This window comes from Paenibacillus sp. FSL R5-0914, assembly GCF_038004525.1.
In the GTDB taxonomy this organism is placed as follows: Bacteria; Bacillota; Bacilli; order Paenibacillales; family Paenibacillaceae; genus Paenibacillus_AQ.
On sequence record NZ_JBBORH010000002.1, the window covers coordinates 1,312,234 to 1,324,970 of the forward strand.

At 42.7% G+C, this 12,737-nt stretch carries 9 protein-coding genes; 2 read left to right on the forward strand and 7 right to left on the reverse strand.

Annotation, left to right across the window (positions count from 1 at the left end):
* Positions 1 to 253 precede the first annotated feature (253 nt).
* Entirely contained in the window at positions 254 to 2,368 is a 2,115-nt protein-coding gene (gene ppk1, locus MKX60_RS21950) for a polyphosphate kinase 1 (protein ID WP_339265039.1), read from the forward strand.
* Here ppk1 and MKX60_RS21955 read toward each other — a convergent pair.
* The 6 genes from MKX60_RS21955 to glgB all read right to left on the reverse strand — a co-directional run bounded on the left by MKX60_RS21955 (position 2,316) and on the right by glgB (position 10,041).
* Positions 2,316 to 3,845: a Ppx/GppA phosphatase family protein gene (locus MKX60_RS21955; protein WP_341060991.1), complete on the reverse strand. Its 1,530-nt coding sequence runs from the start codon at positions 3,843 to 3,845 to the stop codon at positions 2,316 to 2,318. The genes ppk1 and MKX60_RS21955 overlap by 53 nt on opposite strands.
* Before the next feature lie 157 nt (positions 3,846 to 4,002).
* Positions 4,003 to 4,725, reverse strand: a complete 723-nt coding sequence (locus MKX60_RS21960) for an amino acid ABC transporter ATP-binding protein (protein ID WP_042188767.1) — start codon at positions 4,723 to 4,725, stop codon at positions 4,003 to 4,005.
* Positions 4,712 to 5,377: an amino acid ABC transporter permease gene (locus tag MKX60_RS21965; protein ID WP_060623393.1), complete on the reverse strand. Its 666-nt coding sequence runs from the start codon at positions 5,375 to 5,377 to the stop codon at positions 4,712 to 4,714. Before MKX60_RS21965 ends, MKX60_RS21960 begins: the two co-directional genes overlap by 14 nt.
* Positions 5,378 to 5,483: 106 nt before the next feature.
* Positions 5,484 to 6,302: a transporter substrate-binding domain-containing protein gene (locus MKX60_RS21970; RefSeq protein WP_341060993.1), complete on the reverse strand. Its 819-nt coding sequence runs from the start codon at positions 6,300 to 6,302 to the stop codon at positions 5,484 to 5,486.
* Positions 6,303 to 6,630: 328 nt separating this feature from the next.
* The gene (gene glgA, locus MKX60_RS21975; RefSeq protein WP_341060995.1) at positions 6,631 to 8,055 is read right to left on the reverse strand and encodes a glycogen synthase GlgA; all 1,425 of its coding nucleotides are present in this window, start codon (positions 8,053 to 8,055) and stop codon (positions 6,631 to 6,633) included.
* Positions 8,056 to 8,103: 48 nt separating this feature from the next.
* Positions 8,104 to 10,041 (reverse strand): 1,4-alpha-glucan branching protein GlgB, encoded by a 1,938-nt coding sequence (glgB, locus tag MKX60_RS21980; RefSeq protein ID WP_081382774.1) that lies wholly within the window; start codon positions 10,039 to 10,041, stop codon positions 8,104 to 8,106.
* A gap of 216 nt (positions 10,042 to 10,257) precedes the next feature.
* Between glgB and MKX60_RS21985 the strand changes: the two genes are divergently transcribed.
* Entirely contained in the window at positions 10,258 to 11,481 is a 1,224-nt protein-coding gene (locus MKX60_RS21985) for a glucose-1-phosphate adenylyltransferase (RefSeq protein ID WP_076283564.1), read from the forward strand.
* 195 nt (positions 11,482 to 11,676) lie between these two features.
* Here MKX60_RS21985 and MKX60_RS21990 read toward each other — a convergent pair whose 3' ends face one another.
* Entirely contained in the window at positions 11,677 to 12,735 is a 1,059-nt protein-coding gene (locus MKX60_RS21990; RefSeq protein ID WP_341061142.1) for a GNAT family N-acetyltransferase, read from the reverse strand.
* Positions 12,736 to 12,737 lie beyond the last annotated feature (2 nt).

A 12,737-nucleotide genomic window follows, 5' to 3' on the forward strand; every position in this document is an offset into this window, starting at 1 on the left:
GTAACCTGTGCTTATGTAATTGTTACCATTGTGAAAAATCAAGTTTCAATATTGTCATTTTTTCGGATTGTGGTTAACATATTTTTCATTATGTAAACTACATTAAAAGATACATGCACCATTTTTTAAAATTATCATATAAAATTCCCGAAGATTTTACATAGCGTTAACATTTCATGCTTTATCCAATAGTAGAATGATAGAATATGATAAATAGAATAGATATAGACAACGAATCATATTTGGAGGTCCCATGAATACAGAAGAGAATAAAAACAACCAAAGCAGCCCAGCCACTGCTTACCTCAATAGAGATTTGAGCTGGATCGAATTTAACCGACGCGTACTGAAAGAAGCTCAAGACCCTGATAATCCGCTAATGGAACGGGCTAGATTTCTGGCTATCGTCTCAAGCAACCTTGATGAATTCATAAGCGTTCGAGTGGCAGGAATTCAAGATCAAATCCGGGCAGGCTATACTAAAAAAGATTTCACTGGCTACACCCCTTCCGGGCTATACAAACGTCTCATCAAGCGAGTTACCAAAATTGTTGCCGACCAATACCGGATTTTCCGTGATATTTCACGGAGTTTGCATAAAGAAGGTATCGTTTTTGTGGATTATGAGGATCTCACTCATGCACAAGAACAGTCCATAGAACAATATTACCGGGATATCATTTATCCTGTACTTACACCAATGGCTGTAGATCAGAGTCGACCGTTTCCACTCGTTCATAGCCAATTTATCTATTTAGCAGTAGTTCTTACTCGTAAGAATGGCCTTGAAGAAGAGCCTTTTTTTGCTATTCTGCAAATTCCATCTAATCTGCCAAGATGTATCCCGCTACCACACCGGTCTAACAGTAAGAAACGGCAGTTCGTATTTATAGAGGATGTCATCCGTCATCACATTCAAACTTTATTTAGTGGTTATGAGCCCGTTGCCGTTAGTGAATTTCGTTTGACCCGCAACTCTGATCTCACGATCGACGAAGAAGGGGCCGAGGATCTTCTAGAAGAGATTGAAAAGGAGCTGCGCAAGCGTCGCCGCGGTGTTCCAGCAAGACTTGAAGTACAAAAAGGAATTCATCCATATGCCTTGGAACAGCTGCAAGCTGAGTTTGAAATTGAAGATTTCGTATTCGAAATTGAAGGTCCGCTAGATCTAAGTTTCCTTCGTAATTTCGCCGGCAGTATTAAGGGCTTTAGTTACTTAAACTATCCAAGTATTGAACCCGTCTACCCTGCTGAATTTGAAGAGAACGAGGATTTCTTCGAGGTATTACGTGAGCGAGATGTCCTGGTCTATCACCCTTACGAATCCTTTGATGCGATGACGGACTTTATCATTCAAGCCTCAGAGGACGAACAAGTGATGGCCATTAAGATGACTTTATACCGCGTGAGCGGAAACTCTCCTCTGATCACTGCACTCGCTAATGCTGCTGAATCCGGAAAACAGGTAACAGTCGTTGTTGAGTTAAAAGCCAGATTTGATGAGGAACGTAACATTGCTTGGGCCCGCCAACTTGAAAAATCCGGATGTCATGTCGTTTATGGTCTTGTTGGTCTAAAAACGCATGCCAAAGTCACCTTGATTGTCCGTCAGGAAGGCCATGAATTACGTCGTTACGTGCATGTAGGCACAGGAAACTACAATGACAGTACAGCCAAAGTCTATACGGATCTCAGTCTATTTACTGCTCAAAGCGATATCGGACTTGATGCTTCCGAGCTGTTTAATCAAATGACTGGCTATTCCGCTGATTTTGACTGGAATTCCTTCATTGTAGCTCCAACTGACATGAGCCTTTCCTTACAAAAGCTGATGAAGCGTGAAGCGGAGCATGCTGCAGCTGGAAGACCTGCACGTATCATTGCCAAAATGAACTCACTCTCTAATCAACAAGTCATCGACGATTTATATGGTGCCGCACAGGCCGGTGTATCTATCGATTTAATCGTTCGGGGGGTTTGTTGTCTTCGTCCGGGGATTGAAGGTTTGAGCGAAAACATTACGGTTCGCAGTATTGTCGACCGCTTTCTGGAGCATTCAAGAATTTACTATTTTGAAAATGGCGGGAAGCCTGAGGTGTATTTATCTAGTGCAGACTGGATGACTAGAAACCTAACCCGACGGATCGAGCTGATGTGTCCGGTAAGAGACAGCAATATTCGTAAACAAATCGTTAAGATTCTTGAACTATCCCTTAAAGATAATGTGAAGGCCAGCTTCTTACAGCCTAATGGGTATTACGAGCAACCAGACGACAAAAAGGCCCCTTTCCGGAGCCAGTTCGCAGCAATGGATGTTACACGTTGGAAGGAAAATCGAGTTTTACCTTCACCGCCCAAGCATTCTTAAATGCTTTTAAGGCGTTCTCAATGTCCTCTAGACCAATCAGAAGCGCTGAAGCGCCCTCAAGATCCAGATTAAGAGTATTGCCGTGGAGATTAGCCTTCAGGCCGCTTACAATCCCGATCTCGGTGCTGTCTAGTGCAATGCTTAGCTGCACAAGCGATCCGAGCTTATGAATCCACTCTTCGTCGGAAGGCAGTAAAATGTCCTTATACATCTGGGACAATTTCTGCTTCCGGCTTTTTGTGCTATACGAGGCAATCATCGCGCACAGGATAAGCTGGCGGTGTGTCAGTCCACGAATCGGTGAATTCATCAGCCAATACAGGGTGTGTCGTTTAGATTGATAATAGTTAATGTTAGACCCTGTTCGATGTAGCATGATGGATACGTAAATTAACATCTTATGTTCAGCTTTATTCTCTTCATCCTTGAATGCATCAAACAGACTTAGCGCAAGCTTGTTGATATGATCTAAATACCGTTTAGAAGTACGAATATCAAACCGAATAATCGTATTTAAACTGTATTCAAGCGCACTGTCTCGCACCGGTTGCTCCGGCTTCAGTAGATCATGTAGCATACCTTCCCTGAGCCCCTCCCCGCTGATTACAGCCTGGCTAGCCCCAATATATTGATATACCGTATGGAAAATAATCAACCCGGATACGATGATATCTGCTCGACTCTTAGACAACCCATCTAAGTCTTTACGCTTATCATAAGGCATTGAAGGTAATGTGTTCATAAAATGCTCAATCGTCTCACTGGCCATGGTGTAACCGTGAGAGTTAGGTAATGAGTATGCTCTAGTCTTTTGATCCAGCTTACCTAGAGAACGAACCGTACCTCCCAGACCAAACAGTGGAAGACCTGCTGTTGCGTTAAGCCAATCATGCTCTACCAATCTCCCCAGAACATAGGTCTCCAGCTTCTGAATCTGCTCTCCATTCCAGTTCCCGCCTTGACCAAACATAAGATTGGTATTCACCGCTCCGAACGGAAAGGAAATACTATGTTGATAACGCCGCCCGCGAAAAAGTGTGATTTCAGTACTCCCGCCACCAATATCGATGACATAACCATCTTCAACATTAAATGCGTTTATGACACCTAAGAAGCCAAAGTAAGCTTCCTGATGACCACTGATAACCTCAATGGGTATGGTAGAAGCTTCTGACAAAAAGGCAATAATTTCACTGGAGTTAGCAGCATTTCTGATTGCCGCTGTAGCGCCCGCACGAATGGTCTCTACATCAAAAGCATTGCAGATCTCCTTAAACTGGCGCAAGACTGGGATGATCGTCTCCATATCCTTCTGCTCCAGTCGACCTTCCTTCGTAATCTTCTCACTAAGACGTGCAGAGTACTTACACTCCTTGATGATCTTATAGCCTCCCTCCGGCGTTGTATCATAGATTACAAGACGTATGGAGTTAGAACCAATATCGATAATGCCTATCCGGCGCAGATCATCTCTCATTATGTATGTACTCCTTTTCAAGTTGATTGACCATCTATTATACATGGTTTACATAAATAAATGAACTCAGTCCATTATATCCTCAAATTATGCAACTGTTAAAAAAATAAAGCAGCACCCGGATAACTTGCCCGAGCGCCGCTACAATTTGACTTACTTATAACACTTTACTTAAAAAATCCTGTGTACGTACATGCTGAGGATTTCCGAATACTTGTGCAGGTGTACCCTGCTCTACAATCACGCCGCCATCCATAAATAGAATACGGTCGCCCACTTCGCGTGCAAAGCCCATCTCATGCGTAACAATGACCATTGTCATCCCATCTTCTGCAAGCTTCTTCATAACCTCCAGCACCTCACCGACCATCTCTGGGTCAAGGGCTGAGGTTGGCTCGTCAAAGAGCATCACATGAGGCTGCATCGCCAGCGCACGGGCAATCGCGATCCGCTGCTTCTGCCCTCCGGACAGTTGAGCAGGATATGCATCCTTTTTATCTTCAAGGCCTACAGTCTTGAGCAGCTCCATTGCGAATTTATCTGCTTCGGACTGCTGCTGTTTTTTCACCTTAATCGGTGCTAGTGTAATGTTCTGCAGAACTGTTTTGTGAGGAAAGAGGTTAAACTGCTGAAATACCATTCCCATCTTCTCACGTGTGACATTAATATCGTGCTTTTTGGAGGTAATAGATTCACCTTCAAAAGTAATTTCGCCACCAGTTGGCTGCTCCAGGAGATTCAAACAGCGCAGAAAGGTACTTTTACCCGATCCACTCGGTCCGATAACGACGACGACCTCACCTTTATGAATCTCCAAGTCAATTCCCTTGAGAATTTCCAGCTTTCCGTAATTTTTTTGCAAGTTCTTAACGGCGATCATCGGTATTCAGCCTCCTTTCCAGTCTACCTAGGATCTTCGATAGCGTAAATGTCAGCACAAAGTACATAAATGCGATAATTACAAGTGGTGTCATACCATCGTAAGAAATCGTTGTAACCGTACGTGCTTGAAACATCAAATCCGTAACGCCGATAAAAGAAATAATCGATGATTCCTTGATAATAGTGATAAATTCATTTCCAATTGCCGGAAGAACACTCTTGAGTGCCTGCGGGAGTATGATATGGCGCATAGTCATCCCTTGCTTCATTCCAAGCGAACGGGCTGCCTCCATTTGTCCACGATCTACCCCTTGTATCCCAGCACGGAAAATCTCTGCAAGGTAAGCAGAACTGTTAATGGATAAAGTGATTGCCCCCGACTGAATCGGTGTGAACTCAATCCCGAATGTTGCCAATCCATAATGGATCAGAAACAGTTGTACAAGCATAGGTGTACCACGAAGGAATTCTACCCAGGCTGTTGCCAAGAAGCGAAGCACACCCCATTTGGACATACGTAGCAAGGAAATAATAATCCCTAGAATAAAACCAAAGAAGACGCCTAGAACAGCAAGCAGCAAGGTATACTGCAAACCGGTTAGGAAAAAATCACGATAATCATAAGCCATTTTAAATAAAGTAATGTCCATAACCTATCCTCCCATCTCCAAAAAAATAGAAAATAGCTTATTGTCGCTATTTTCTGTATACACATACAATTTACTTTAGCAGACTTTAAAAATATCCGTTGTTTCTTTACTTCGTGCTATCTGCAAGCTCACTAGCTGCCGTTACGTACTCATCAATTTTACCTTCTGAGTTTAAACGTGTCAGTGTGCTGTTTACTTGATCCAGTAGCTCTTTATTTCCTTTTTTAATACCAATAGCATAACCGTCATCTTCAACTTCTGGCTTAGCATCAGTAATTACAAGACCAGGAACATTCTTAACGAATGATTTGGCGACGGGCCCTTCAATGATAGCAGTATCTACACGATTGGATTGCAATTGTAGAACGATTTCGGAGATTTTACCAAGCGAAGTGATTTTCGCTCCCTCGATCCCTTTAGCAATTTCTTCTTGAATGGATCCAGTCTGCACACCAATTTTGGTACCTTTTACAGCATCCATAGTGGTGTATTTATCTTTGTCCGCTTCGCGCACAACAATCGCTTGCTCAGCCTTGTAATAAATGTCTGAAAGATCAACAGCTTTTTTACGTTCTTCCGTTGGGCTAAGTCCAGAAATTACAATATCTACTCTTCCGCTGGACAATTCGTTCAATAGTGAGTCGAATGGCAAGTCCTTAATTACAAGTTCTGCACCCATATCAGCAGCAATTTCCTTAGCGATATCGATATCGAAGCCCACGATAGTATCTTTACCGTCTACTACTTTATGGAATTCGTACGGAGGAAAATCTGCACTTGTGCCCATAGTAAGCTTCTTAGTAGCCCCACCGTTAGTTGCATTTCCATTTGCAGCGGTATCACTATCATTTTTATTTTGACCGCAGCCTGACAACAGGCCTACTGCTAATAACATACCTAAACTAAGTTTACCCCATTTGTTCATTTCTATATCTCCCCTATTCGTATGAAAAAAATCCAAGTTGTCTCTTTGACCGACTTATTATAAATCAGAACGCATGAATATGCAAAGGCATAATTGTGACAATAACTTCCTTTTATTGGGTTTCAAAGCAAAGAATTCATTCTTCTGAAACATATTATTCAACATTTATTCAAATTTTATATAATTTTATACATTTTTACTATTCCCTAACTTAACCAAATCATGCGGCAAATCGCCCCTAATTTTCATCAAAAAAAGGACTGCACTAAAGTATGAGTTATACTTCAGTGCACTCCCTTATTAACCTATTACGGAATCTAATGAATCCTTATTCCGTAATTTCAATATAAATATCAATGTACTGTTGCGCCGATACATTCCAGCTATAATCGCCAGCGAATGCGTTTTTCGTAATCTTTTTCCAATGTTCAGGCTGCTTGTATAATGAGATCGCCCGGCGAAGTGTAAACATCATATCGTGGGCGTTGTAATTGCTGAATGTAAAGCCGTTCCCTTCACCGGATTCTTCATTATAAGCTTGAACGGTGTCATTCAAGCCGCCAGTTTCCCGCACAACAGGTATGCTTCCGTAGCGTAAAGCGAGAAGTTGACTGATCCCGCAAGGTTCAAACTTGGAAGGCATAAGAAAGATATCACTAGCAGCATATATTTTGCGTGAGAGTGCATCATTAAAGAGGATTTGTGAAGATAGCTTTGTCGGATAACGCCAAGCCGCTTCCTTAAACCACCGCTCATAGGACTCATCCCCCGTTCCAAGCAGAACAAATTGAATGTCATCCTTATACAATAGCTCATCCAATACACGCGTAAGCAAATCTAAACCTTTGGAATCCACAAGACGAGTAACCATAGCCACCATCGGAATATTAGCATCCACAGGTAGTCCTAATTCCTCCTGCAAGGCTAATTTGTTCTCCGTTTTCTTCGCCAGATTAGAACGATAACGGGTAACAAGACTTGTATCTGTTGCAGGATTATAACTTTTTGTATCTATTCCATTCACAATACCGCTTAAAACATCCGCTCGCGCATTCAACAATCCATCCAGTCCGTAACCATAATAAGGTGTTCGAATTTCTTCCGAGTAGGTTGGACTTACTGTGGTGACACGGTCGCTGTATACAATGCCACCTTTTAAGAAATTCACATTCCCGTAATACTCCACGCCTCCAAAATAACTGCTGTCCAGACCCAATAGCTCCCCAAGTACCTCATAAGGAAACACACCCTGATACAACAGGTTATGTATGGTAAATACACTTCGCATTTCGCTGTAAAATGGATTGTGTCGATAATGACCCTGAAGCAGCATTGGGATTACAGCCGCATGCCAATCATGGCAATGCAAGACGTCCGGCTGAAAATCAATAGCTGGCAGACACTCCAGCACCGCACGATTATAGAACGCGAAGCGTTCCCCATCGTCCATATATCCGTAGATTCCGTCCCGTCCAAAATAATATTCATTGTCGATAAAGTAAACGGGAATACCGTCGTAAACCATATGTTCGATTCCGCAGTACTGATTACGCCAGCCGATTGGCACATAAACTTCTGTTAAATGCTCCATTTTTGAAGTGAACTTTTCTGGAATCCCACGATATTTAGGCAAAATCACTCGTACATCCACCCCGGCACCCTTCAGCGCTTTAGGTAATGCCCCAATGACATCGGCCAGACCACCCGTTTTGATAAATGGATGAGCTTCAGCTGCGGCAAATAAAACTTTCATGATTATTTCCCCCTTTAAAGTGTACGGATTCTCTATTCGTTCTTTAATCTATGACTCATTTGCCTCTTTACTCTTACCCACTCGTGACGTTTTCTTAAACACCAGGAAGCTAAGAGGCGGTAATGTTAGCTCTATACTGTTCACCTGATTATGCCATTCTAACTTTTTGCTCTTCTGAGGCAAGTTGTGTATACCCGAACCTCCGAACGCTACATCTTCCGAGCTAAAAAGTTCTTCATAAGTCCCTGGGCGTGGAACCCCTATACGATACTGTTGACGCTGGACAGGTTGAAAATTGATGATAAAAAGCAACGTATCTCCAGGCTTCTTGCCTTTACGCAGATATGAAATTACGCTTTGTTCATTGTCATCTGCATCAATCCATTGATAACCCTCTTGGGAATGATCAAGCTCCCACAGGGCTTTCTCCGAGCGATACAGTTTATTAAGTGCAGCAGTGTAAGCTAGCATACCACGATGGCTGTCATAGTCCAGCAGTAGCCAATCCAGCTGCTCTTGATCCTTCCATTCGATAAATTGACCAAATTCTCCTCCCATGAACAGAAGTTTCTTTCCGGGATGGGATATTTGATAACCGAGCAGTTGCCTAAGTCCTGCGAACTTCTGTTCATAAGAACCGGGCATTTTGTCCAGTAACGACTTCTTGCCATGTACAACCTCGTCATGTGATAAAGGTAATGCATAATTTTCGGCATAAGCATAACATATTGGAAATGTTAATAAATTATGATGATGAGGGCGCCCCCAAAAATCATGTTCTATGTAACCCAAGGTGTCATTCATCCATCCCATATTCCATTTGTAGTTAAAACCGAGGCCACCTTCATGAGCTGGCGCTGTAACTCCCGGCCAAGCACTAGATTCTTCTGCCATCATTAATGCCTTAGGAAAATACTGAAATATCGCTTTATTCAGGTTCTGAATAAACTTAATGGCTTCTAAATTCTCCAGACCACCATTCACATTACGTCGATATTGATGAGCTTGTTTCTCAAAATCGAGACGTAGCATACTGGTAACCGCATCTACACGCATCCCGTCAATATGATAATACTCAAACCAAAAGAGTGCATTAGAAATGAGGAACGAAGAAATCTCAGGCTTGCTGAAGTCAAACGATAGGGTTCCCCAGCCTGGTTTTTCCGCTAACATTGGATCTGCATATTCATAAAGTGGCGAGCCATCAAACATTCTTAAACCGTGTGCATCCTTTGCAAAATGGGCCGGAACCCAATCCAGAATGACACCAATTCCAGCTTGATGCAAATGATCGATTAAATACATCAACTCATGGGGTTCACCATATCGGCTCGTAGCCGCAAAATACCCCGTCCCTTGATAGCCCCATGACAAATCGTATGGATGCTCAGCAAGCGGCATAAACTCAACATGGGTATAACCCATTTCCACCAAATAAGGAATTAATAATTCACTCATTTCCTGATAGCTGTAAAATTCCCCGTCTTCTTTCTGACGCCAAGTTCCAAAATGCATCTCATAAATGTTCATCGGTTGATGATATGGAGCTTTACTCTTTCTCCGCCATGCAGCATCTCCCCAACGATAACCACTGAGATCCGTAACAACGGATGCAGTCGCCGGTCGAACCTCAGCTTTGAAGGCAAAAGGATCCGCTTTTAGGAAGCTGGAGCCATCACTGGCAACAATCCTGTATTTGTAAAAAGTTCCCGGCTGTATTCCCGGAAAAAAACGACTCCAAAATCCTGAATCGGGTATCTTATATAACGAGTCCATGTCCTGCGTTCCATCCCAGCCATTATGATCACCAGCTAGTCCTACATATGTCGCATGAGGAGCCCACACGGTAAAGCGCACGCCCGTAACGCCTTCTTCAGCGGCAGTGTGCGCACCCAGCATAGAATAGCTGCGATAATTGGTGCCCTCATGGAACAAATAAATATCAGCAGCTGACGGAAGGGTATCGATTGTTGCTTTTTCAGCCAATTCTACACCACCTTTTTTGAATGCTTGTACCTATTACATTAACCGAATATTACCATTTTGAAAATGATTTGATGTGAAAACAAAAGATTTTCTGATAAAGAAATATTAATTGTAATTTTTCTTTTTACACAGCAATATACTTCACCTATGTCGTTTCAAGTGCTTGTCGTGAGTTTATATATCAAGCATTGACAAAATAAATGGGAGGGATAACAAATGAATAACAAAAAAGATTGTATCGCCATGCTCTTGGCAGGAGGGGAAGGCCGCAGATTGGCTCCCTTGACTTCCAGTATGGCTAAGCCTGCAGTCCCTTTCGGTGGACAGTATAAAATTATTGATTTCCCACTAAGTAATTGTGTAAATTCTAAAATTGATACAGTAGGTGTCCTGACGCAATATGAAGCTGAATCCTTACATGAACACATCGGTGAAGGTGAGCCTTGGGGCTTACATAGTCAAAAGGATAAAGGTGTAACCCTGCTTCCTTCCGGTGTTGAAGGCAGAGACAGCTATACAGGAACTGCTGATGCAATTTATAAAAACATTGAGTATATCGATAGCCGTAATCCAGAACATGTTCTCATTCTATCCGGTGATCATATTTACCATATGGATTACCGAAAAATGTTGGATTACCATGTAGAGAAGGCTGCAAAAGCCACCATCTCCGTAATGGAGGTGCCGTGGGATGAAGCTAGTCGTTTTGGAGTGATGAACGTAAATGATGAACTAAAAATCTCTGAGTTTGCGGAAAAACCAAAAGTACCTAAAAGTAATTTAGCTTCTATGGGTATATATCTGTTTGAGTGGGCTTATCTGAAGGAGCACTTGTTGCGGGATGCAGCTAATCCGAATTCCAGTCATGACTTTGGTAAAGACGTTATACCAACGATGCTTGATCAGAATGATGATTTATTCGCTTACCGCTTCAAAGGATACTGGAGAGATGTAGGTACTGTGGGTAGTCTCTGGGAAGCACATATGGATCTTCTGCAAAAAAACAATGGCATGAAGCTCGACAAAGCTCATTGGCCGATGTATAGCCGGAGTCGCCGGACTAAGCTTGCTGTTCATAAACCACGTGTTCAGATTCCATCAACGGACTCTCTCGTGAATGAATTCTGCACGCAAGAAGGTAGCTTGCAACGTTCTGTAATCTTCAATGGTGTGGAAATTGGAAAAATGAGCCAAATTAAACAAAGCGTTATTATGCCTGGCGTTCGCATCGGACGTGGAGTACAGATCGAAAATGCCATTATAGGCGAAGGCGCCATTATTAAGGATGGTGCTGTCGTCAAGGGAAGTATTAATAATATTGTAGTTGTTGGGCCCAATGAGACCGTAGCTCCTAAGCCAGCGGTTCGAAATCAACCCTCCCGTCTGTTTCAGGATGTTTATGAGAAGACAGGACGTCTACGGGAAGTTCTCCCTTCTTAAAACCATTATATATATAAATACTTTATCAAGCAAAAACGCCTTCGGCGTCCCAAATGGACGGTAAGCGTTTATGCGAGAAATATAAGGATAATGTATAGTGTGAAACCTATATATACTTATATTTATAAAAAGGGGCTGTTGTCCTGGTCGAACATGACCAGAGCAACAGCCCCTTCGGTTGTTAGAAGTTAACCTTTATGATTCATGGAGCGCTAACCATTCTCGATCTAAAATACTCATTTCCACACAATCTACAAATTGCTCCCCAAACAGCGCTGATTCGCGCTCTACACCCTCCCGCTTAAAGCCCAATGCTTCATAGGTTTTCAGGGCAACGGTGTTGAAAGCAAAAGCTCCCAGAGAAATACGATGCAGATCCAAGCTCTCAAATCCGATCCGGAGCATTTCATTCATCATCCTTGTTCCAAAGCCTCTACCCTGATAATCAGGATCTACTACTACTCTGCCAATACGTGCAGATCGATTCGCCCGGTCTATGGCTGAAAAACTGATGTGTCCCACGACCTGCTGAGTAGCTTCATGCACCGCACAGAAAATAAGGCGATCAGAATTCGCTGGATGATTCGCCCCATCTAAATACTTAGTAAGCTGGTCATCGTCAAGAGGAAAAGTTAGTGAAGGTCCAGCCCATTGCTTCAGATACTCAGGTGAGACACTCCATCGTTTCAGGTGCTCAAAGTCAGATTCAGAAATAAATCTAAGAATCAGACGATCGGAATCAGGTTGTTCCTCAAAATGCTCATACAGGTTCACTAAACGACCATTTCCCATATCGTTAGTACCCATGTAATGAAAACCCATGCTCTGATAATAACGATTGAGTTTAATGTTATGTGCGACGGTATCAAATCTGAGTCCTCTGCAGCCAAGTTCTTTGGCTCGCACCGCAGCATATTTAAGCATATGCTGACCAAGTCCCTGACTGCGGTGTGAACCCGCTACAGCTAATCTATGCAAATATGCATAAGACTCATCGTTTTTGCTACCCCAGTATTGAGGATCACTGAATTGTAACGTGAACATTCCAACTACTGTTTCATCGTCAATCGCAAGATAAACATGCCTATCAGCGAAATAGCCTGTGATATCATTCTCGTTAAATTGGCCGGGGGTCCATTGCTTAATCCCATTTCGTTCCATCCAATTTGCTGCTTCCTGCAGCAGCCTCATGATGTCGCTAACCCGATCTGGCTCTCCACGAACTATACTAATCGAATTCGTCGTCACTCCCATCA

Coding starts and splice junctions, on each gene's coding strand:
- ppk1 (WP_339265039.1), top strand. CDS start 254: ATGAATACAGAAGAGAATAAAAACAACCAAAGCAGCCCAGCCACTGCT.
- MKX60_RS21955 (WP_341060991.1), bottom strand. CDS start 3,845: ATGAGAGATGATCTGCGCCGGATAGGCATTATCGATATTGGTTCTAAC.
- MKX60_RS21960 (WP_042188767.1), bottom strand. CDS start 4,725: ATGATCGCCGTTAAGAACTTGCAAAAAAATTACGGAAAGCTGGAAATT.
- MKX60_RS21965 (WP_060623393.1), bottom strand. CDS start 5,377: ATGGACATTACTTTATTTAAAATGGCTTATGATTATCGTGATTTTTTC.
- MKX60_RS21970 (WP_341060993.1), bottom strand. CDS start 6,302: ATGAACAAATGGGGTAAACTTAGTTTAGGTATGTTATTAGCAGTAGGC.
- glgA (WP_341060995.1), bottom strand. CDS start 8,055: ATGAAAGTTTTATTTGCCGCAGCTGAAGCTCATCCATTTATCAAAACG.
- MKX60_RS21985 (WP_076283564.1), top strand. CDS start 10,258: ATGAATAACAAAAAAGATTGTATCGCCATGCTCTTGGCAGGAGGGGAA.
- MKX60_RS21990 (WP_341061142.1), bottom strand. CDS start 12,735: ATGGGAGTGACGACGAATTCGATTAGTATAGTTCGTGGAGAGCCAGAT.